Source organism: Blastococcus saxobsidens (assembly GCF_010682065.1).
GTDB lineage: Bacteria > Actinomycetota > Actinomycetes > Mycobacteriales > Geodermatophilaceae > Blastococcus > Blastococcus saxobsidens_B.
In genome coordinates this window covers 37,008-58,085 of the sequence record NZ_JAAGWG010000007.1, presented here as the reverse complement: position 1 = coordinate 58,085, position 21,078 = coordinate 37,008, and the positions used below count along the sequence as shown (strand labels likewise).

The following is a 21,078-nucleotide window of genomic DNA, read 5'->3' as shown; positions in this document are numbered from 1 at the left end:
GGCCGTCGCGGGACGACGCCGGACGGGGCCCGCGGAGCGGTGGACCGGGCTTGGCAGGCTGTAGGGGTGAGCGCCACCCTCGTCGCGCGCGGACTGGCGGCCGGACACGGCGCCCGCGTGCTCTTCTCCGACCTCGACCTCGTGGTCGCCCCCGGCGACGTGGTGGGGCTGGTCGGCGTCAACGGCGCGGGCAAGTCCACGCTGCTGCGCACCCTCGCCGGGGAGATCCCGGCCGAGGCGGGCGCCATCTCGCTGAGCCCGCCGACGGCGACGCTCGGCTACCTCCCGCAGGAGCACGAGCGCCGCGACGGCGAGACGGTGCTCGCCGCACTGGCCCGGCGGACCGGCGTCGCCGCCGCGCAGGCCGCCCTGGACGCGGCCACGGAGGCGCTCTCGGCGGGGGAGCCGGGCGCCGACGACGGCTACGGCGACGCCCTCGAGCGGTGGCTGGCCCTCGGCGGCGCCGACCTCGACGAGCGGGCCGCCGAGGTCGTCGCGGACGTCGCGCCCGGCGTCGCCCTGGACGCACCGACCGCGAGCCTCTCCGGCGGGCAGGCAGCCCGCGTGGGCCTGGCCTCCCTGCTGCTGTCCCGCTACGACGTGCTGATGCTCGACGAGCCGACCAACGACCTCGACCTGACCGGGCTGGAGCAGCTGGAGCGCTTCGTCACCGGGTCGCGGGCCGGCGTCGTGGTGGTCAGCCACGACCGGGAGTTCCTGGCCCGCACCGCGAACCGGATCGTCGAGCTGGACCTGGCCCAGCAGCTCGTCCGCGTGCACGACGGCGGGTACGAGGCCTATCTGACCGAGCGGGAGGTGGCCCGCCGGCACGCCCGCGAGGAGTACGAGGAGTTCGCCGACACCAAGGCGGGGCTCGAGGCCCGCGCCCGGATGCAGAAGAACTGGATGGCCAAGGGCGTCCGGGACTCGATCAAGAAGTCCAAGGACGGCGACAAGCACATCAAGGCGGCCAACCGCGCGTCCTCGGAGAAGCAGGCGGCCAAGGCCAAGCAGACCCAGCGGATGATCGAGCGGCTGGACGTCGTGGAGGAGCCCCGCAAGGAGTGGGAGCTCCGCATGGAGATCGCCTCCGCGCCGCGCGCCGGTGCGGTGGTCGCCACGCTCCGCGGCGCCGTCGTCCGCCGGGGGAGCTTCACCCTCGGCCCGGTGGACCTCCAGGTCGGCTGGGGTGACCGGGTGGCCATCACCGGCGCCAACGGGTCGGGGAAGTCGACTCTGCTGGCCGCCCTGCTCGGCCGGGTGCCCCTCGACGACGGCGAGTCGACGCTGGGCCCCTCGGTGCGCGTCGGTGAGATCGACCAGGCGCGGGCCCGGTTCTTCGGCCCGGAGCAGCTGATGGACGCGTTCGGCGCCGAGGTGCCGGACTGGCCGACGGCGGAGGTGCGCACCCTGCTGGCCAAGTTCGGGCTGACCGCCGACCACGTGCTGCGCCCCGCCGTGACGCTCTCGCCGGGGGAGCGGACCCGCGCGGGCCTGGCGCTGCTGCAGGCCCGCGGCGTGAACGTGCTGGTCCTCGACGAGCCGACCAACCACCTCGACCTGCCCGCGATCGAGCAGCTCGAGCAGGCCCTGGCCGGCTACACCGGGACGCTGCTGCTGGTCACGCACGACCGCCGGATGCTGGCCGCCGTGCAGACCGACCGCCGGCTCGAGGTCGACGGCGGGCGCGTCACCGAGGTGTGAGCGCCGGCTCGCGCGGAGCGGTGAGCGCCACCGCCAGGGTGACCGCCGCCAGTCCGGCGGCGCCGAGCAGCAGGACCCAGTAGGGCACCACCGCCGCGAGGAGCGCCAGCAGCACCGGCGCGACGAAGCCGACGTAGGTGAGCGCGTAGTAGACGGCGGTCAGGCCGGCCAGCTCACCGGGGGCGGCGATCCGCTGGGTCTGCAGCAGCCCGGCCACGAGGCAGCAGCCGTACCCGGTGCCCAGGACGACCGCGGCCGGCAGCACCAGCCAGGGTGACTCGGTCGCCGCGGCGGCCGCCGCGACGACCAGCCCGGCGACGATGGCGCCGAGCCCCACCGCCACGCCCCGCCGCGGCGAGGCGGCGGCGATCCGTCGGGCGGTCGGCTGCACGGCGAACCCGGTGCCCAGGGTGACGCCGGCGATGAGCGCGCTGAAGGCCACCGTCCAGCCCGGCGTCGTGTCGGTGACCAGCCCGGGCAGGACGGCGATGGACACCGTCGCGCCGCCGAACACCCAGGGCGCCACGGGTGCGACCGAGCGCCGGAATCGGGGATCGGCGGCCGAGCGCACCCGGAGCCTGGCCAGCGGGGAGCCCGCGGCGGGAGACGCCCGGGCGGGATCGACGGTCTCGGGCGACCGCCACAGCGGTACGAGCACGGCCAGGACCACGACCAGGTGCGGCAGGTAGGCGGTGACCAACGGCGCCGGCGCCCACTGGGCCAGCAGCCCGGCGACCACGGGGCCCAGGCAGAAGCCGGCGGTCAGGGACATCGCCGCCCGCCGCGCACCGGCCCCGGGCCGGGCAGTGGGGTCCCAGCGCTCCCCGGAGAGCTCCTCCACCCAGGCGCTGCCCGCGGCGAAGGCGGCCCCGCTGGCGAGCCCGGCCAGCAGCCGGCCGGCGTAGAGCGCCCACAGGTCACCGATCATCAGCACCGCGGTGGCGACCAGCGACACCAGCGCGGCGGCGCGCAGGACCGGGGTGCGTCCCCGGCGGTCGGAGATCGGGCCCAGCACGAGCAGCGCCGGGATCAGGCCGAGCGCGTACGCGCCGACGAGCGCATCGACGGTCGCCACCGACAGCCCGGAGCGCTCCCGGTAGGCCACCAGCAGGCTGACGAACTGGTTGGCGCCCCAGCCGATGGCGAACATCGTCAGGGCCACCGGGAGCCATGCCCGGCGCGGGGTCCGGGGCGGGGCGGCCGTCACCCGGTCAGGGTGCCTGCCGGTCCGCGCGGCGGCTCAGGCGGGGTCGGGTCCGCCGTCGCCGTCCAGCGCCTCGGACAGCCCGAGGGTGTCCATGGCCGACCACGTGGCGTCCACCCGGTGGGCCAGCACCATCAGGTCCTGCAGTTGCCCGGAGCGGTCGCGGATGTGGTCCTCCAGCAGCGCCTCGCCGCGGAAGCCGAGGCCGGTGAACAGCGCCAGCGCGGCCCCCTGCTCGGCCACCACCTCGACGACCAGCTTCCTGGCCCCCGACGCGATCGCCTCCGTGACCGCGTGCCGGGCCAGCTCGCGGCCGAGCCCCGCGCCGCGCCGTCGGGGACCGACGACCAGCCGCAGTTCGGCGACGTGGTCGGACCAGCCGGGCAACCGGCGGACCGCGACGTACCCGTCGACCTCCCCGTCGGCGCCCCGTGCCACCCACCGCGTCGAGGCGTCCTCCGCCCACCCGCGCACGGTCGCGGGGTCGGTGACGTCCTCCTTGATGAACGTGCGGTCCCCCTCGGGGAGGCTCGCGAAGAACCGCACGAGCGCGTCGGTGTGCGCCGCGTCGAGCGCGACGATCGTCGTCCCGGAGGCGTCCACCTGGTCTGTCCCGGTCATGTCAGGCTCCCTTGCCCTCGGTCGGCCGGTCCACGGTCTCGCTGCGCCGGCGGAGGAAGTCGATGATCCGGGGCACCGTGGTCTTCGCCGCGGTGCGGCCGACCACCAGCCCCATGTGCCCGGCCGGCAGCACCAGCTCGTGCTTGTCCGGCGAGCCGACCAGGTCGATCAGGCGCTCGGTCGCGGCCGTGGGCACGATGTGGTCCCGCTCGGCCCGGACGGTCAGGAACGGCACCCGGATGTCGGCCAGGTGCACGCGGTCCCCGCCCACGATCAGCCGGTCGTTCAGCATCCCGTTGTCCCGCACCAGCATGTCGGCGGTCTGCCGGGCTGCCTGCCCCGGGAAGGGCACGTGGTCGTCCGACCACCCGGTCATCGCCTGGTAGGAGGCGACGTACTCGTCGTTCCAGAGCCGCTCCCAGAGGGTGACGTAGCGGGTCACCTCCGCCGTCGGCGTCAGGGTCCGGAACCCCTGGACGACGACCTGCGGGGGCACGTTCCCGTTCTCGTCCAGCACCGAGTCCACCCGGAGCCCGCCGACGGCGAACACGTCGGCCAGCGGGCCCATGTGCCGGAAGTCCACCGGGGTGGCCAGCACGCTCAGGCTCCGCAGCGGCGAGTCGGGGTGGTGGGCGGCGTGCAGCAGCGAGAGGACGCCGCCGAAGCAGTACCCGAACAGGTTCACCTCGTCGGCGCCGGAGATCTCGCGGACCCGGTCGATGGCGGCCGGGATGTAGTCGTCGACGTAGTCCTCGAGGCCGTTGCCGGCGTCCCGCTCGTCCGGCTCGCCCCAGTCGAGCATGTAGACGTCGAACCCGGCCTCGACCAGCTGCTCGACGAAGCTGTTGCCCGGGGACAGGTCGAGGATGTAGCTGCGGCTGATCAGGCTGAACACCAGCAGCAGCGGCGGGGAGTGCTGCACCTTGTCCGACCGGTAGTGCCACAGCTGGGTGCGGCCGCGCTGCCAGACGACGTCCTTGGGGCTGCAGCCCACGCCTGGCCGGTCGACCCCGGCGACGAGCTTGATGCCGTTACGCGCCCTGAGGGCGTTGCGCTCGACGTCGCGCCGGACGCGGTCGAGCACCGTCTGCGGGCTGGGCACCGTCGGCATCGCTGTCCTCCGTGGTGGGTTCTGTGGTCGGCTGGGACGAGCCCGGGCGCGACGCGGAGCCGCGTCGCCGCTCCTGCTCCAGCTGGATGGTCAGCCGTCGCACCTCGCGGTCGAGCGAGCCGATCTGGGCGCGCAGCCGGCTGATGTCGCTGCCGGCGGGAAGGTTGAGCAGGTGCCACGCGCGTGCGCTCAGGACCTGCACCGAGGTGCCTGCGATGTTCTGCGCGCGACGCAGGAGGGCAGTGGCCAGCGCGAAGTGCTCGCTGCGCACCACGTCCTCGGCCCGCGGCGACACCGCCTTCTCGACGGCGTCGTACGCCTGCCGCCACAGCGGTCCGGTCATCGCGAACCGACCTCCTCGGGAACCTCCACCGCGCGGCGCAGGATCTTCCCCGTCGGTCCCTTGGGCAGGGCGTCGACCAGCCACAGGTGCCGCGGGTACTTGTAGGCGGCGACGCGCGCCTTGACGAACTCCCGCAGCTCGTCCACCTCGGCGCCGGCCCCCGGCTTCAGGGCGACCGCCGCGGCGACCTCCTCGCCGAGGTCGGGGTGGTTGATGCCGACGACGGCCACCTCGGCCACCGCCGGGTGCTCGTAGAGGGCCTCCTCGATCTCCCGCGGGTAGACGTTGTACCCGCCGCGGATGATCATCTCCTTCTTGCGGTCGACGATGAAGAAGTAGCCGTCGTCGTCCGTGCGGGCCAGGTCGCCGGTGCGGAACCAGCCGTCCGGGATGGCCTTCGCCGTCTCCTCGGCGCGCCCCCAGTAGCCCTGCATCACGTTCTCGCCGCGGATGGCGATCTCGCCCACCTCGCCCGCGGCGACATCATTGCCGTCGTCGTCCACCAGGCGCATCTCCACGCCCCGGATCGGGGTGCCGATCGAGCCCGGCTTCCGCTCGGCGTGCGGGTGGTTGAAGGAGGCCACCGGCGAGGTCTCGGACAGGCCGTAGCCCTCGAGGATGATGCAGCCGAACCGCTCCTCGAACGACCGCATGATCTCCACCGGCATGGCCGATCCACCGGAGACGCACAGCCGCAGGCTGGAGACGTCGTGCCGCTCGGCGTCGGGCTGGTGCAGCATCGCCGCGAACATCGTCGGCACGCCCTCGAAGATTGTCACGGAGTCGCGCTCGATCACCTCGAGGGCCTTGGCGCCGTCGAACCGGGGGATGAGCGTGAGCAGCGAGCCGCGCAGCACCGCGGTGTTCAGCCCGCAGGTCAGGCCGAAGACGTGGAACAGCGGGAGGCAGCCCATGATCACGTCGTCGGCGGTGTTCTCGGCGAGGGTCTCGGCGGTGGTGAGCGCGTTGCGGCCGAGGTTGGCGTGGGTGAGCTCGGCGCCCTTGGGCTGCCCCGTCGTGCCGGACGTGTAGAGGATGACCGCGAGGTCGTCGTCGGAGCGGTCCACCGGCTCGGCCAGCGGCTCGTCGGCCATCAGCTCGGCCGGCGACGCCGGCCCCACCATGACGGCCTCGACCCCGACGGTCGCCGCTGCCTCGCGCACCGGCTCCGCGGTGGTCTCCAGGGTGACGACGACGCGGGCGCCGGAGTCCTCCAGGTAGTACTGGACCTCCCGCGCCTTGAGCAGCGGGTTCATCGGCACGACGGCGGCACCGGCGAGCAGCGCGCCGTAGAAGACGACCGGGAACGCCAGGACGTTGGGCAGGACCAGGCCCACGCGGTCGCCCGGCTGCACCCCGCGGTCGCGCAGCGAGGCAGCGACCCGCAGCGCCGCGTCCCGGAACTGCCCGTAGGTGAGTACGGCGTCGTCCATGCGCAGGGCGGGCCGGTCGGGTCCCTCGTCGGCGGAGCGGAGCAGGTTCTGCGCGAGGTTGGTCATGGAACGGATCCCCCTGGTGCCCGGTGGCTGGACCGGGGGCCCCTACCCGCCTCGACGGGTGATCTACCGCACAGGGTGGATACGGTGGGGCGACCGCACGCCGAGCACTCGACCCGGGGGAGACCCACCCATGCCCGACCGCACCGTCCTCGACATGTTCCGCCTCGACGACCGGGTCGCGATCGTGACCGGGGCGTCCTCGGGGCTCGGTGCCGTCTTCGCCCGCACGCTCGCCGAGGCCGGCTGCGACGTCGTCCTCGGTGCCCGCCGGGTCGACCGGCTGGCCGAGACCCAGCGCGCCGTGGAGGAGACCGGCCGCCGCGCCATCGCCGTGCAGACCGACGTCGCGAAGGTGGAGGACTGCCAGGGCCTGGTCGACGCCGCGATGGCCGAGTTCGGCAAGGTCGACATCCTGGTGAACAACGCCGGTGTCGCGACCGCCATCCCGGGCACGCGGGAGACGCCGGAGCAGTTCCGGTCGGTCATCGACGTCAACCTCAACGGCTGCTACTGGATGGCGCAGGCCTGCGGCCGGGTGATGAAGCCGGGCAGCTCCATCGTCAACATCTCCAGTGTCCTGGGGCTGACGACGGCCGGGCTGCCGCAGGCGGCGTACGCCGCGAGCAAGGCCGCCCTGATCGGCCTCACCCGCGACCTCGCCCAGCAGTGGACCGGCCGCAAGGGCATCCGGGTCAACGCGCTGGCGCCCGGATTCTTCGCCTCGGAGATGACCGACCAGTACCCCGAGGGCTACCTGGAGACGCAGATGTCGCGGGTGCTGGTCGGCCGGAAGGGCGACCCGGAAGAGCTGGCCGCCGCGCTCGTCTTCCTCGTCAGCGACGCCGGCGGGTACGTCACCGGGACGACCCTCCCGGTCGAGGGCGGCATGCTGACCAGCTGAGCTGCGGCCCGACCTGCCGGAGGCGGGGCGGCGCGGGTCACCGGGTGAGCAGCACCTTGCCCCGCCGCCCCTCCTGGGCGGCGTGCTCCAGTGCCGCTGCGACGTCGTCCAAGCCGTACGTCGCCTCGACGGGGACGTGGAAGGCCTCGCTGCGCAGCAGCTCGAGGGACTCCTGGAACAGCGTGCGGATCTCCTCGGGCCTGCGCCGGGACATCGAGCGTGGCGTCCAGTAGCCCTCGAGACGGACGCCGTGGAAGACGACGAGGTCGAGGTCGAGGACGGCGGGCCGGCCGGACAGCAGTCCGTACAGCGAGACGACGCCCCCAGTGGCCAGGCAGTGCGCCAGCCGGTTGGTCGACCCACCGCCCACCGCGTCCACGGCCAGCCGGGCGGGGCGGCCGCCGGTGAGCTCGAGGAAGCGCTCGGGCAGGTCGGGGCCGTCGATGGCGACGGCGCCGTGCGCGACTCCGGCGAGGGCATCGGCGGCCGCCTGCGACCTCACGACGTTGACCAGCGTCAGCCCGCGACGTCTCGCGATCGCATCGAGCACGCGGCCGAACGCCGAGTTGGCCGCGTTCTGCACCACGACGTCGCCCGGCTCGAGCCCGACGTGGTCCTCCAGCAGGAGCAGGACCGCCTGCGGGTTGACCAGTCCCATCGACGCCTGCTGCCGGTCGATGTCCTCCGGTAGCACCAGCGCACGTCTGGCCGGGATGACGACGTAGTCCGACCACAGGCCGGGGATCCCCAGGAGTGCCAGGGGCGTCCCCTCGGCCACCCGGTCGGTAGCGCCCCCGACCACCGTCCCGACGCCCTCGATGCCCGCGAGCCGGGGCAACGACGGCCTGCTGGGTCCGTACCCGTAGCGGCCTTCGAACATCAGCAGCTCGGCCGGGTTGACGGGGGCGGCGTCGAGCTGGACGAGCAGCTCGTCGGGCCCGGGCGTGGGCACCGGTACCTCGACGACCTCCACCACCTCGGCCGGGCGACCGGTGCGGCGCTGCACCACCTGGCGCATCAGCGGCACGACGTCCCCACCCCGGGCGACCGCCCGCCATCGAACCGCACAGCGCCTCCGAGTCTCTCTGCCAACCGACCCACCGGTCGGGAATATCTCGCTGCCGCGCCCCGGTGTCAAGCCGCCGGGGTGCGGTCGCACGAGGCCCCGCCGTCGGCGGTCTCGCGACCCACGCCTGCGAGATCACGCGGCGTGAGCGGCTCGTGGCGCGTCCCCCGGCGACCCGTTGGCGGGGACCCGCCGCGGATCGATCCAGAAGTCCTGGCCGACGCTATTGACGGGAATGAGATCTACGCCATAGCTTCACGACAACTCCCGACCGATGAGTCGGTCGGGACGGTGGTGTCAGTGTCCGGGACCTCGGTAGGCGGGAGCTGGGGCCGGTGGAGGACAGCGCGGCCCGGCGTCGGGCGCGCTCCTCCCACCGGCCGGTGCGCGTCGTCCGGGAGCACGGGAGTCAGGACGAGATCGGGCCGACAGGGCCCGCTCGCAGGCGGAGGAGGAGTCGATGGGTCGCACGGCAGACGGTCAGTGGTCGGAGGAGTGGACGCCCCCGGCGTTCAGCGTCGACGCGAACGGCAAGGTCATCGGCTACGTCAACGACCGCACGCCGAACAACTGGGGTCGGTGGGGCGAGCTCGACGAGAAGGGCACCGTCAACCTCATCACCCCCGACAAGATCGCCCGGGCCGGAGCGCTGATCCAGACCGGCGAGGTGATCAGCTGCGCGATCCCGCTCGACTCGACCGGGCCCGTCCACCCCACCCGCACCGGCGTCGTGCACCTGTACGGCTACACGGGGGCCGACTTCGTGGCCGGCTCGGTCGCGGGCAAGCAGTACCCCAACTTCCAGGGCACCGACGACTACATCTTCATGCCGCTGCAGGGCAGCACGCAGTGGGACGGCATGGCCCACTTCTTCTATAAGGACACGATGTACAACGGCTTCTGGATCGGGAACGTCGAGTCCTTCGCCGGCGCCCGTCGCGGGAGCATCCACCACCTGAAGAACACCCTCGTCGGGCGGGGCGTCTTCCTCGACCTCCCGCGCCTGCGCGGCGTCGAGCGCCTCGAGCAGGGCTACGCGATCACTCCGGCCGACCTGGACGCCGCGGCGGAGGCCCATGGCGTCGAGATCGGCGAGGGCGACATCCTCGTCGTCCGCACCGGGCACGTGCCGTGGTTCTACAGCCTCGAGGACAAGAGCCAGTTCTGGACCGGTGGGGCGCCCGGCCTGTCCAAGGCCTGCGTCGAGTGGCTGCACGAGAAGGACGTGGCTGCCCTGGCGATGGACAACATCGCCATCGAGGTCGAGCCCTTCGAGGAGGGCGCCGAGCACGTCTACCCGATCCACGCGCGTCTCATCCGCGACCTGGGCCTGACCCTCGGCGAGGTGTGGTGGCTCGAGGACCTGTCCGAGGCCTGCGCGCGGGACGGCCGCTACGAGTTCTTCATCTCGGCCCCGCCGCTCAACGTCACCAACGCGTCGGGCTCGCCGGCCAACCCCGTCGTCATCAAGTGACCGTGCCGCCGCGTGGCGGCGTCAGCCCGTCGAGTCCCCTGGGAGGACCGGCATGACCACCAGCACGCTGGTGCCCCGTGAGCTCGAGCGCAGCCGCCGGCTCGTCCTCGGCGAGATTCTGGCGCGCAACGCCCGCCGGGACCCCGCCAAGGTGGCGCTCATCTTCGAGGGCGAGCAGCGCACCTTCGGTGAGCTCGACACCCGGGTGAACAAGCTCGCCCAGGCCCTGCTCGCGCGCGGTGTCGCGCCCGGCGACAAGGTCGCCGTCCTGATGTACAACCGCCTCGAGGTCGTGGAGTCCTACTTCGCCTGCCAGAAGATCGGCGCCTGCCCGGTGCCGATGAACTTCCGGCTGGCTCCGGGAGAGGTCGCCTACATCTTCGGCAACTCCGACACCGTCGGGGTCCTGGCCGACGAGGAACTGGCCCCGCTCGCCATGGAGGCGGCCGGCCGCTCGGCGCAGATCGGCTTCACCCTCGTGACGGGCGGGTCGGCGCCGGAGGGGGCGGAGAGCTACGAGGCGGCCCTGGAGTCCGCGCCGGACGAGGCGCCCGACGTCCTCGTGGACGAGGGCGACCTGGCCTTCCTCATGTACACGTCCGGGACGACGGGGTTGCCCAAGGGGGCCATGCTCACGCACCGGAACCTGGTCACCAACACCGTCAACTGGGTCACGGAGCTGCAGGCCACGCGTGAGGACGTGTGGCTCTCGGGGCTCCCGCTGTTCCACATCGGCGGGGTGAACGGCGTCCTCCCGTTCATCTACCTGGGCGCCACCTGCGTCATCACCGCGTCCACGAACTTCGACCCGGAGCTGTCCCTCCAGCTCCTGGCCCGGCACGAGGTGACGCTCTGCTACTTCGTGCCGACCCAATGGCAGCAGATCTGCTCCCTGCCGGGTGTGGCCGACATCGACACCAGCCGGCTGCGGGTCGCGCTGTGGGGGGCGTCGCAGGCGCCGCCCTCGACGCTGGAGCTGCTGACGCGGACCTTCCCGTCGGTCGGGATCGTCAACGCGTTCGGGCAGACCGAGATGTCGTCGAACACGACCTTCCTCAAGCCGGCCGACGCGGTGCGCAAGATGGGCTCGGTGGGCAAGCCCGCGGTGAACGTCGAGGTGCGCATCGTCGACGAGGCCATGGCGGACGTGGCACCGGGTGAGATCGGCGAGATCGTGTACCGCGGACCCACCGTGATGGCCGGCTACTACAAGAACGAGGAAGCGACCCGGGCGGCCTTCGAGGGCGGCTGGTTCCACAGCGGGGACCTGGTGCGCCAGGACGACGAGGGCTTCATCTACGTGGTCGACCGGACCAAGGACATGATCATCAGCGGCGGGGAGAACATCTACCCGGCCGAGGTGGAGCGGGTGGTCGAGCGGCATCCCGCGGTGGCCGAGGTCGCGGTCGTCGGCGTGCCGCACCCCAAGTGGGTGGAGACGCCGGTGGCGGTCGTCGTCCCCCGGGCCGGGGTGGAGCCGCCGGCCGAGGAGATCATCGAGCTGGCCAAGCAGAACCTCGCCAGCTACAAGAAGCCCACGGCGGTCGTGTACATCGAGGAGCTGCCCCGCAACGCCTCGGGCAAGATCCTCAAGCGGCAGCTGCGCGACCAGTTCGTGTCCCTCTTCGAGGCCGAGGAGGGGGCGACGTGACAGTCCCCGTCCGTCCCGCCGGTCGCGTGCGCGAGTACGACGCCGACCTGCCCGCCCACCTCGTCGACATGCTCCACCGGACGGTGGCGGAGGTGCCGGACAGGACCGCGTTCGTGGACTCCCACCGGTCCCTCACCTGGTCGGGGTTCGCAGCCGAGGTCGACGAGCTGGCCGGACGGCTGGTCGGTGCCGGTGTCGAGCCCGGGGACCGGGTGGCGCTGCTCTCGGGGAACGGCGTCCCGTACACGGTCGCGGTCTGGGCGGTCTGGACGGCCGGCGGGGTCGTCGTCCCGTTGAACAACCGGCTGCATCCCGACGAGATGAGCCGCCTGGTCCTCGACGCGCGACCGCGGGTGCTCCTGGCCGGCAGCGGCCGCGAGGACGCCGCGGCGCACATCGGCAGGGAGGCAGCGGTCGAGGTGGCCCACGAGGACCCGGCCACCGGGCGGTACCTCGCCTCCGGTGCGGCCGCACCGGTGCCCACGGGAGCTCTCACCGCGGACAGCCCGGCCCAGATCATGTACACGTCCGGGACGACCGGCCGCCCCAAGGGCGTGGTGCTCTCGCATCGCAACGCGGTGCAGAACAGCGGCACCTGCACGCTCGTGCTCGGCCGGCGCACGGACGACGTCGAGCTGATCATGGTGCCGCAGTTCAACGTCACCGGGCTCAACTCGCAGACGGTGCCCGTGGTGCACCGCGGGATGACCGGGGTGCTGCTCGACGGCTTCGACCCCGCCCGGGTGGTCGACCTCGTGGAGCAGCACGGGGTCACGACGACGGTGGGGGCGCCCACGATGTGGTGGCGCATCCTCGACGCCGCGTCGGACCGGCCCGAGGCCCTCCGGACACTCCGGCTGGCCGCCTACGGCGGAGCCCCGATGCCCACGGCGCTGCTCGACCGGTTGGTGGCGGCGTTGCCGGACGCCACGTTCGGCAACGGCTACGGGCTGACCGAGACCTGCTCGATGATCACCTACCTCGGCGGCGCGGACGCGCTGGCGCACCCCAGCAGCGTCGGTCGGCCCCTGCCCATCACCGAGCTGCGGCTGGTCGACCCGTCGACGGGGGAGGAGGTCCCGCCGGGGGAGACCGGCGAGATCGCCGTCCGGGGGCCGCAGGTCGCATCCGGCTACTGGGCGCCCTCCTCGCTCCGGCCGCTGACGGACGAGGACGGCTGGTTCCGCACCGGCGACGCCGCCCGCCTGGAGGACGGTTTCGTGATCCTGCAGGACCGGCTCAAGGACGTCATCAAGCGCGGCGGTGAGTCGATCTACTGCATCGAGGTCGAGGACGTGCTGCACCAGCACCCCGCCGTCCTCGAGGCGGCGGTGCTCGGCGTACCCGATCCCGTCTACGGCGAGACCGTCGCCGCGCACGTGGTCCTGCGGCAGGGGACCGAGGCGACGGCCGAGGAGATCACCGACTTCTGCCGGAGCCGGCTGGCGGCCTTCAAGGCCCCCAGGACGGTGCACTTCCGGTCAGAACTGCCCCGCAATCCCGGGGGCAAGGTCCTCAAGGCCCTCATGCGGACCCCGTAGTCCAGGCAGTTCCCGTCGCGGCCCCGCCGTGACGGTCCCCGCACCAACCCAACCGGCGACTCGCGCGCCGGTCCGGCACACCCACCCGGCCGTCCCGGCCGCGGAACGAAGGAGTTCCTCCATGAAGGTCAACCTCAGGACGTTCGGCACCGCCGTGGTGGCCGCGTGCCTGCTCACCGCCTGCACGAGCGGTGCGGAGAGCGACCAGTCGTCGTCGGGCGGCGGGTCGGCAGCCCCCCAGGGGCAGGGAGCCGCGGGATCGGGCGACTGCAGCGAGGACGTCGAGGACGTGACGGTCGGCCTCGTGGCGGTGAACCTCAACTCGCCGAGCATCGCCCGCATCGCCGACAACTTCGAGAGGGCCGCGGAGGAGCGCGGCTGGACCGTCGAGGTCTTCGACGGCCAGGGGGACCAGAACGCCACCAACAACGCGGCGGAGAACCTCCTCCAGCGCGGTGTGGACCTGCTCGTCAACAACTCCTCGCCCAACGACCAGATGGGCCCGGTCATCCAGGCCGCCGAGGCCGCGGGGGTCCCCTTCGTCTCCATCTACGGCGGCGCGGCGCCCGGTGTCGACGCCGAGATCGGCACCAACGAGACGGTGAACGGCTCGCTCATCACCCAGGAGATGGTCAACCGGCTCGAGGACGGCAGCCGGGTGCTCAAGCTCAACTGGACCGTGCTGCAGGCCCTGCGGGACCGCGACGCCGGCTTCCACGCGGTGATGGACGAGGCGAAGAACGTGGAGATCGCACGGGAGATCGAGGTGAAGGTGCCGGGCCAGGTGGACGACGCCTACGCCCAGATCACGAACTTCCTGCAGGCCGACAAGGACATCGACGCCATCTGGCTCGGCTGGGACGAGCTCGCGCCGCCGGCCGTGCGCGCCGTGCAGGAGGCCGGACTCGAGGACGAGATCATCATCGTCGGCTTCGACGGCAACCCCTTCGCCTGGGACCTCATCCGCTCGGGCTCGCCCTACATCATGGAGCCGGCCAACCCGTTCGAGCCGATGGGGGAGCAGGCCGTGACCACGGCCAACTGCCTGCTGCAGGGTGGCGAGCTGGAGAGCAACGTCATCTACATGAAGCCGTGCCTGATCACGCGGGAGACGGTCCCGGCGGAGGGCGAGTTCCCGAACTGGGACGACTGCGCGTACTTCCCGGGTCAGATCGGTAGCTGACGTGGCCTCGACGACGACGCCGGGGCGGTCGACGACCGACCGCCCCGGCCCGCTCCTGGACGTGCGGGGGCTGGTCAAGGACTACCCGGGCCAGCGAGCGCTGGACCACATGGACTTCACGCTGCGCGAGGGGGAGATCCATGCGCTCCTCGGGGAGAACGGAGCGGGCAAGTCCACGCTGATCAAGGCGGTCGCCGGCGCGATCGGGGTGGACGGCGGATCGATCTCCGTCGGGGGGACCGAGATGGAGATGCGGACGCCGCACGTCGCCCGGGCCGCGGGCATCAGCGTCGTCCACCAGCACGGCAACCTCGTGACCGACCTGTCCATCCTCGAGAACGTGCTCCTGACCGAGGGCATGTATCGCCGTGCCGGGGTCCTGGTCGACTGGAAGCGGTCGCGGGAGCGGGTCCGGCAGGTGCTGGCCCGGGTCGGGGTGGAACGCAAGCCCGACGTGCTGGTGCGGGACCTGTCCCCGCACGAGGTCGCGCTGGTGTCCCTGGCGAAGGCGCTGGCCGGGGACGCGCGCGTCGTCATCCTCGACGAGCCGACGGCGGCCCTCCTGCCGGACGAGGTGGAGCGCCTGTTCGGCCAGATGCGGCAGCTCGCGGCGGAGGGCATCGGCTTCGTCTACGTGACGCACCGGCTCGGTGAGGTCTTCCAGATCTGCGACCGGATCACGGTGATGCGTGACGGCCGCCTGGTGGGGAGCTGGGACCGTGCGGAGCTCGACCACGACGCGCTCGTCGACCACCTCGTCGGACCGGAGAAGGCGCTCGCGGAGATCACCCGGGCCACGGAGGAGATCGGGCCCCCCGTGCTGGAGGTGAGCGGCCTGTCGGCGGCAGGGCTGCACGACGTCTCGTTCGACGTCCGGGAGCGGGAGGTGCTGGGGGTCGCCAGCCTGCCCGGGGAGGGATCCGAGGCCCTGGTCGAGGCGCTCTTCGGCCTCCGGCGGGCCGGCGGCTCGGTGCTCCTGCGCGGGAAGCGGCTCGACGTCGGTTCCCCCCGGCGCGCCGTCCGGTCGGGTGTGGCCCTCGTACCGCGCGACCGGCAGGCGCACGGGCTCGTGCCCGACATGTCGGTCCGGGAGAACGCGACCCTTGCGGCGACCGACCGGTTCCGCACCGATGTCGTCACCCGCCTCATGAGCCGGCGGTCGGAACGCCAGACCCTGGCGTCGGTCATGAAACGGCTGCAGGTCAAGACCCCGTCCCTGGAGACGTCCATCAGCTCCTTGAGCGGGGGGAACGCGCAGAAGGTGGTCATCGGCCGGTGGCTCGTCCGGCAGTCCGACGTCTACCTGCTCGACTCGCCGACGGCGGCGGTCGACGTGCACGCCAAGTCCGAGATCTACGCCCTCGCGCGGGAGCTGGCCTCGTCCGGCGCCCCAGTCATCTTCACCTCGACCGAGGTGGAGGAGCTGGTGCGGCTCTGCGACCGGGTCGTCGTCCTGCACGGGGGACGGATCGTCGGCGAACTCACCGGCGACGACCTGACCGTCGCAGCCATCCTCCGCATGTCATTCGGGAGCAGCGTTGACCAGTAACAGCGTGTCCGACTCCGTGGTCGACCACACCGCTGCGCCGGACGTGGCCGACCGTCGGCCGGCGCTCTCCGACCGTGCCTTCACCGCGCTGAGCCGGTGGGGCACCATCGGCAGCCTCGTCGTCCTGATCATCGTGTTCACGGTGCTGCGGCCGGACTCCTTCGCGACCAGCGACAACTTCTTCAACATCCTCAACCAGGTCGCCATCCTGGGGATGCTCGCCCTCGGCCTGACGGTCGCCCTGTCGATGGGGCTGTTCGACCTCAGCATCGCCGGGATGGCGACGCTCGGGGGCTACCTGGCGACCAAGTGGCTGGCGGACGGCCTCATCTCGAACGCCTGGCTCGTGCTCGTGATCGTCCTGGGCATCGCCGCCCTGATCGGGGTCCTGAACGGGGTGCTGGTCAGCTACCTGGGCATCTCGGCGTTCATCGAGACCTTGGCGATGGGGTCCATCCTCACCGGCGCTGTGCTCGGGGTGTCCGAGTCCCAGACCGTCCTGTCCGGCATCCCGCAGACGTTCCTGGACTTCGGGCAGGGCAAGGTCGGGCCCGTCCCGAACCCTGTCGTCTTCCTCATCCTCGTCGCGGTGCTGCTCTACGTGTTCCTCGAGCAGACCGAGCCCGGGCGGCACATGTACGCGATCGGGAGCAACAGCGAGGCCGCCCGGCTCTCCGGCATCCCCGTGCGCCGCTACGCGATGATCGCCCTCGGCATCGCCGCGACCTGCGCGGCCCTCGGGGGCATGGTCGTCGCGGCGAACCTGGGCGTGGGGCGGCCCCAGGGCGTCGGCGACACCTACCTGCTCGACGCCTTCGCGGCTGCCTTCATCGGCGCCTCGACGCTGCGGCCGGGGCGCTTCCACATCCTGGGCACGGTGATCGGGGTGCTGCTCATCGGCGTCATCAGCAACGGGCTGAGCCTGCTCGGCGTGGAGACGTTCTGGCAGTACGTCGTGCGCGGGCTGCTGCTCCTGTTCGCCGTCTTCGCGGCCGGCTTCGTGACCACCCGGCGCAAGTGATCCGGGCGGGCCGCCGTCGGCGGCCCGCCCCTCGGCCCCGCAATCCAGGGGACCGGCGTCCGCGAACACACCGACCGACGAGTCGGGTGGTTCATCGGCGCTCGCCGGTGCCGGGAGGAGAACTCATGCCAGACATCAAGACCGCACTCGTCACGGGGGCGACCCGGGGCATCGGCCGCGGGATCGCCGTGCGCCTGGCGGAGCGCGGATACGGCCTCACCATCGCGGCCCGGCGCGAAGCGGACCTCGAGCGGGTCGCCGAGGTGCTGCAGGCCGCCGGCGCCGACGAGGTGCGGATCGCGCCGGGGGACATGGCCTCGGAGGACGACATCGCCCGCATGGTGGACGCGCACGAGCAGTCGTACGGCAGCATGACCGCGCTCGTCCTGGCGGCGGGCGTCGGCTCCGCCGGACCCATCGCGGACTACCCCCTCAGCCGCTATGACAAGCAGTTCGCGGTCAACACCAGGGCTGCGTTCTTCGCCATATCCCGGGCCCTCCCGCAGCTGCGCGCGGCGGCTGCGGCGGAGCCCGTGCACGGGTCCCGGATCGTGGCGCTCGCGTCGATCGGCGGTATCTACGCCGAACCGGGGCTGGCCGCCTACGGGGCGGCCAAGGCGGCCCTCCTCTCGATCTGCCGCTCGGTGAACGTCGAGGAGTCGGCGGGGGGTGTCTCCGCGACCGCCATCGCACCCGCCTACGTCGACACGGACATGAGCGCGTGGGTGCAGGGCGAGATCCCGCCGGAGACCATGATCTCCGTCGCCGACGTGGTGGAGATGGCCGAGGCGCTGCTGCGGATGTCGGCCAGGGCGGTGGTCCCCGAGATCGTCGTGTCGCGGGCCGGCCCGGACAGCTACCGCGCGTGACCGGCATCCAGGTCGGGACGGGGGCCGTGCCGGAGACGGGTGACGGCGTGCGGGCGGGGACCACCCCGGGGGGCGTGCGCTTCTGGGTCGACGGACAGGGGCCGCCGCTCGTGCTGGTCGCCGGCTGGGGGCAGCCGGCGCTGGTCTGGTCGGGCGTGCTGCCACGGCTGACCAGCCGCTTCTCGTGCATCACCCTGGACAACCGGGGCCTGGACGCCGTGGGTGACTCGCGCGGCGAGGTCAGCGTCGCCGGCATGGCCGACGACGTGGCGGCGGTCGTGCGCTCGGCCGGGCTGGGCCCGGCGGCCGTGCTCGGCTGGTCCATGGGCGGCGCGGTGGCGCAGGAGGTGGCGCACCGCCACCCCGGCGTCGTCTCAGCGCTCCTGCTGCTGAGCACCAGCGCCCGGCGCAGCCCGGTGCAGCGGCTGTGGACACGCGCCCGGCTGGCGCTGGCCGACGCCGACGTCGACCGGCAGGTCGCGGAGACCGCCGCGCTGCCCTGGATGTTCACCCCCGCCGCCTGCAGCGACGAGGAGCGGGTGCTCGCGCTGACCCGGGCGAACGCCGCGGGGGCAGCCGCCGGGCCCGCGGGGTTGCGGGCGCAGGCGCGCGCGCTCGACGACTTCGACGCCCGGAGCTGGTTGGGCGACCTCGCGGTCCCCGTCCTGGTCCTCGTCGGCGCCGAGGACGTGCTCACCACCGTGGACCTGGCCGTGGAACTGGCGGACGCCATCCCCGGTGCGCGGCTCCGCGTCCTGCCCCGCGGCGGTCACGCCGTGGTCCTGGAGCAGCCCTACGAGACCGTGTCGGCCGTCCTGCGCTTCCTGCGGAGCACCGGCGGTCCGGCACTGTCCCCGAACGCCCCATCCACCGTTCAGCGAGAGGTCGGAGTCTGAGGATGCAGATCATTCGGCTGCCCCGCTTGGGGCAGACCATGGAGACGGGGATCGTCACGGTCTGGCGACGGCAGCAGGGGCAGGACTTCTCCCTGGGCGACGTGCTCTACGAGGTCGAGACCGACAAGATGGTGAGCGAGGTGGAGGCGAAGCAGGACGGCGTCCTGCTCCGGATCCTCGCGCCGGCCGGCACCGACCTGGACGTCGGAACCCCGCTCGCGGTGATCGCCGAGGCCGGCGCCTCGGTGTCGGACGCGGACGTCGACGCCTTTCTCAGCTCGCAGCCCGCCGGTGCCGTCGAGGTCGGCGAGGACGGCGAACCCGTCGACGTCCCCCCGCCGGTCCCCGCTGCCCCCGCGCCGGCCGCCGACGTCCCCCAGCCGGCTCCGGACGCCCCCCGGCCGGCGGGGACGTCCGTGGCGGAACCGGGCCCGGCCGCCCGCGACCAGGAGGAGGCGCCACCGCTGCCCCCGCCCTCGTCCGGCCCGCCCACGGCCGCGGACCCGAGCGCCGCCACGACGGCCGCGGGGTCCGTGCCGGCGGAGGGATCCGCGCCGCCGCTCGGGAGCGGGGACGGACGGGTGCGCGCGGTGCCCAAGGCGCGGAAGGTCGCCCGGGAACTCGGCGTCGACCTCTCGCGGGTGACCGGATCGGGCAACCGCGGCGTCATCCGCGTCCGGGACGTCCGCGAGGCCGCACAGCGCAGCGGCGGTCAGGCGGCGGAACCGGCTGCGGCACCGGCCCCGGCGGGCCGGAGCACCGGGCCGGCACGGATCACCGAGCGGATCCCGGTCCGTGGCGTCACCCGGGCCATGGCCGGGGCGATGACGCGGAGCTGGCAGGAGATCCCGCAGTTCGTGCAGCAGGTCAGCCTCGACGCCGGAGCACTCGTCGCGCGCTACAAGCGGCTGAAGTACGAGGGCGCGGGGGTGACCTACACCGACCTCCTGGTCTCGGCCACCGCGCTGACCGCCCGCGAGGTGCCGGAGGTCAACGCCAGCTTCACGGGGGAGGAGATCCTCCGCTACGGCGACGTCAACGTCTCCATCGCGGTGGCCACCGACCGCGGGTTGTTGGTGCCCGTCCTGCGCAACGCCCAGGACCTCCGGATCGAAGAGGTCGCCGCTGGGGTCAAGGCCCTGGCGGCGCGGGCCAGGGAGGGACGGCTGACGGCTGAGGACACGAAGGACGGGACCATCACCGTCTCCAACCTCGGGGCCTTCGGCATCGACACCGGGACCCCCATCATCAACGCCCCGCAGAGCGCCATCGTCTTCGTCGGGTCCCTCTCCGACCAGGCGGTGGTGCGGGAGGGCCAGATCGTCATCCGGCCGATCCTCAACGTCTCGGTGGCCTACGACCACCGGGTCGTCGACGGGATGACCGGGGCTCGCTTCACGTCGGCGCTCAAGGCCCGGCTGGAGGCGGGCGGGTGACCGGCGGACGACGACCGCACCGGATCGAGCCTGAGGAGGAGCACCCGTGCTGACGGATGAGCTGAAGATCGAGATCTACCGGATGATGTACCTGGCCCAGACATGGGAGCAGCGGCTGCTGCGACTGCTGGACGACGGGTTGGTGTCCGGCTTCTACCACGCCGGGCGCGGGCACGAAGCGCTCGAGGTGGCGTCCATGGTCGCCCTGCGGGACGACGACTACCTGCTCTACGACCACCGCGGCTGCGCGCACATGCTCGCCAAGCGGATGAGCATGGTCAGCCTCTTCGGCGACTTCCTGGGCAACGACAAGGGGTCGACCAAGGGCCTCGGGGCGGGCATCGTCCACATCGCCGACCCCGACCACGGCGTCCTGGGACAGTCCGGCACCCTCGGTGGTGGGCACGTCCTCGCGGCCGGCGTCGGCCTGTCCATCAAATTGCGCAAGACCGACCAGGTCGTCGTGAACTTCTTCGGGGACGGCGCGGCGAACCGGGGCACCTTCCACGAGGGGGCGAACGTCGCCGGCGCCTGGAAGCTGCCGGTGATCTACATCGTGCAGAACAACGGCTGGGCGATCTCCACGCCGCAGTCCCAGGTCACCGCGATCGAGTCGTTCGCCGAACGGGCGGCCGGCTACGGGATGGCGGGCGTCTCCATCGACGGCATGGATCCGTTCCTGGTCTACGAGACCATGGCCGAAGCCGTCGAACGGGCGCGTGGCGGCGGCGGGCCGACGCTCCTGGAGGGCCGGGTCGTCAGGTTCCGCGGGCACTACGAGGGGGACCCCGGGACCTACCGCAGCAAGGAGGAGCTGGCCGCCGGCAAGGACCTCGACCCGGTCGTCCGGACCCGGCTGCGGCTGCTCGAGGACGGGCTGCGCACGGAGGAGGAGCTCGACCGCCTCCAGCACGACGTCGACGCGGAGATCGAGGCGGCCCTCGAGGAAGCGCTCACCGGCACGGTGCCCGGCCGTGAGCGCTTGTCGGAGGGCCTCTATGTCTGACCA

The 21,078-nt window shown here is 72.7% G+C and carries 18 protein-coding genes; 12 read left to right on the top strand and 6 right to left on the bottom strand.

Annotated features, from left to right (window positions below; genetic code table 11):
- Positions 1-66: 66 nt before the first annotated feature.
- A complete protein-coding gene (locus GCU60_RS05605) occupies positions 67-1,704 on the top strand; it encodes an ATP-binding cassette domain-containing protein (protein ID WP_163203056.1) in 1,638 nt (545 codons plus the stop codon).
- Here the strand turns inward: GCU60_RS05605 and GCU60_RS05600 are convergent.
- The 5 genes from GCU60_RS05600 to GCU60_RS05580 are packed head-to-tail and all read right to left on the bottom strand — an operon-like array spanning position 1,691 to position 6,482.
- Complete coding sequence (locus GCU60_RS05600; RefSeq protein ID WP_163203054.1) at positions 1,691-2,911, bottom strand: MFS transporter; 1,221 nt, start codon at positions 2,909-2,911, stop codon at positions 1,691-1,693. The two genes, GCU60_RS05605 and GCU60_RS05600, sit on opposite strands and share 14 nt — an antisense overlap.
- 33 nt (positions 2,912-2,944) lie before the next feature.
- Complete coding sequence (locus GCU60_RS05595; protein ID WP_163203052.1) at positions 2,945-3,529, bottom strand: GNAT family N-acetyltransferase; 585 nt, start codon at positions 3,527-3,529, stop codon at positions 2,945-2,947.
- Between the two features lies 1 nt (position 3,530).
- Positions 3,531-4,640, bottom strand: a complete 1,110-nt coding sequence (locus GCU60_RS05590) for an alpha/beta fold hydrolase (RefSeq protein ID WP_163203050.1) — start codon at positions 4,638-4,640, stop codon at positions 3,531-3,533.
- On the bottom strand, positions 4,561-4,983 hold the full coding sequence (locus GCU60_RS05585; RefSeq protein WP_163203048.1) for a hypothetical protein: 423 nt from the start codon (positions 4,981-4,983) through the stop codon (positions 4,561-4,563). Before GCU60_RS05585 ends, GCU60_RS05590 begins: the two co-directional genes overlap by 80 nt.
- Entirely contained in the window at positions 4,980-6,482 is a 1,503-nt protein-coding gene (locus GCU60_RS05580) for a long-chain-fatty-acid--CoA ligase (RefSeq protein WP_163203046.1), read from the bottom strand. The genes GCU60_RS05585 and GCU60_RS05580 overlap by 4 nt, the downstream gene beginning before the upstream one ends.
- A 130-nt stretch (positions 6,483-6,612) precedes the next feature.
- Here GCU60_RS05580 and GCU60_RS05575 point away from each other — a divergent pair, with 130 nt between their 5' ends.
- Positions 6,613-7,383: an SDR family NAD(P)-dependent oxidoreductase gene (locus GCU60_RS05575; RefSeq protein ID WP_163203045.1), complete on the top strand. Its 771-nt coding sequence runs from the start codon at positions 6,613-6,615 to the stop codon at positions 7,381-7,383.
- Positions 7,384-7,420: 37 nt separating this feature from the next.
- Here GCU60_RS05575 and GCU60_RS05570 read toward each other — a convergent pair whose 3' ends face one another.
- Entirely contained in the window at positions 7,421-8,401 is a 981-nt protein-coding gene (locus GCU60_RS05570) for a zinc-dependent alcohol dehydrogenase family protein (RefSeq protein WP_239520506.1), read from the bottom strand.
- A gap of 508 nt (positions 8,402-8,909) precedes the next feature.
- Here GCU60_RS05570 and GCU60_RS05565 point away from each other — a divergent pair.
- The 10 genes from GCU60_RS05565 (at position 8,910) to GCU60_RS05520 (ending at position 21,075) form a co-directional block, all read left to right on the top strand.
- A complete protein-coding gene (locus GCU60_RS05565) occupies positions 8,910-9,923 on the top strand; it encodes a cyclase family protein (RefSeq protein ID WP_163203041.1) in 1,014 nt (337 codons plus the stop codon).
- A gap of 52 nt (positions 9,924-9,975) precedes the next feature.
- Positions 9,976-11,574: an acyl-CoA synthetase gene (locus tag GCU60_RS05560; protein WP_163203039.1), complete on the top strand. Its 1,599-nt coding sequence runs from the start codon at positions 9,976-9,978 to the stop codon at positions 11,572-11,574.
- Entirely contained in the window at positions 11,571-13,115 is a 1,545-nt protein-coding gene (locus tag GCU60_RS05555; RefSeq protein ID WP_163203037.1) for an AMP-binding protein, read from the top strand. Before GCU60_RS05560 ends, GCU60_RS05555 begins: the two co-directional genes overlap by 4 nt.
- Before the next feature lie 121 nt (positions 13,116-13,236).
- Positions 13,237-14,298, top strand: a complete 1,062-nt coding sequence (locus GCU60_RS05550; RefSeq protein WP_163203035.1) for a sugar ABC transporter substrate-binding protein — start codon at positions 13,237-13,239, stop codon at positions 14,296-14,298.
- A 1-nt stretch (position 14,299) separates the two neighbouring features.
- On the top strand, positions 14,300-15,847 hold the full coding sequence (locus GCU60_RS05545; protein ID WP_163203032.1) for an ATP-binding cassette domain-containing protein: 1,548 nt from the start codon (positions 14,300-14,302) through the stop codon (positions 15,845-15,847).
- 4 nt (positions 15,848-15,851) lie between these two features.
- Positions 15,852-16,868, top strand: coding sequence for an ABC transporter permease subunit (locus tag GCU60_RS05540; RefSeq protein ID WP_163203030.1), 1,017 nt, complete (start codon positions 15,852-15,854; stop codon positions 16,866-16,868).
- Between the two features lie 125 nt (positions 16,869-16,993).
- Entirely contained in the window at positions 16,994-17,737 is a 744-nt protein-coding gene (locus GCU60_RS05535) for an SDR family NAD(P)-dependent oxidoreductase (protein WP_163203028.1), read from the top strand.
- Complete coding sequence (locus tag GCU60_RS05530) at positions 17,734-18,633, top strand: alpha/beta fold hydrolase (protein ID WP_163203026.1); 900 nt, start codon at positions 17,734-17,736, stop codon at positions 18,631-18,633. Before GCU60_RS05535 ends, GCU60_RS05530 begins: the two co-directional genes overlap by 4 nt.
- 2 nt (positions 18,634-18,635) lie before the next feature.
- The gene (locus GCU60_RS05525; RefSeq protein ID WP_275585434.1) at positions 18,636-20,069 is read left to right on the top strand and encodes a dihydrolipoamide acetyltransferase family protein; all 1,434 of its coding nucleotides are present in this window, start codon (positions 18,636-18,638) and stop codon (positions 20,067-20,069) included.
- A gap of 46 nt (positions 20,070-20,115) precedes the next feature.
- Positions 20,116-21,075, top strand: a complete 960-nt coding sequence (locus GCU60_RS05520) for a thiamine pyrophosphate-dependent enzyme (RefSeq protein ID WP_163203022.1) — start codon at positions 20,116-20,118, stop codon at positions 21,073-21,075.
- The last annotated feature ends 3 nt before the right edge of the window (positions 21,076-21,078 follow it).

Coding starts and splice junctions, on each gene's coding strand:
- GCU60_RS05595 (WP_163203052.1), bottom strand. CDS start 3,529: ATGACCGGGACAGACCAGGTGGACGCCTCCGGGACGACGATCGTCGCG.
- GCU60_RS05590 (WP_163203050.1), bottom strand. CDS start 4,640: ATGCCGACGGTGCCCAGCCCGCAGACGGTGCTCGACCGCGTCCGGCGC.
- GCU60_RS05585 (WP_163203048.1), bottom strand. CDS start 4,983: ATGACCGGACCGCTGTGGCGGCAGGCGTACGACGCCGTCGAGAAGGCG.
- GCU60_RS05580 (WP_163203046.1), bottom strand. CDS start 6,482: ATGACCAACCTCGCGCAGAACCTGCTCCGCTCCGCCGACGAGGGACCC.
- GCU60_RS05575 (WP_163203045.1), top strand. CDS start 6,613: ATGCCCGACCGCACCGTCCTCGACATGTTCCGCCTCGACGACCGGGTC.
- GCU60_RS05570 (WP_239520506.1), bottom strand. CDS start 8,401: ATGCGCCAGGTGGTGCAGCGCCGCACCGGTCGCCCGGCCGAGGTGGTG.
- GCU60_RS05565 (WP_163203041.1), top strand. CDS start 8,910: ATGGGTCGCACGGCAGACGGTCAGTGGTCGGAGGAGTGGACGCCCCCG.
- GCU60_RS05560 (WP_163203039.1), top strand. CDS start 9,976: ATGACCACCAGCACGCTGGTGCCCCGTGAGCTCGAGCGCAGCCGCCGG.
- GCU60_RS05550 (WP_163203035.1), top strand. CDS start 13,237: ATGAAGGTCAACCTCAGGACGTTCGGCACCGCCGTGGTGGCCGCGTGC.
- GCU60_RS05535 (WP_163203028.1), top strand. CDS start 16,994: ATGCCAGACATCAAGACCGCACTCGTCACGGGGGCGACCCGGGGCATC.
- GCU60_RS05525 (WP_275585434.1), top strand. CDS start 18,636: ATGCAGATCATTCGGCTGCCCCGCTTGGGGCAGACCATGGAGACGGGG.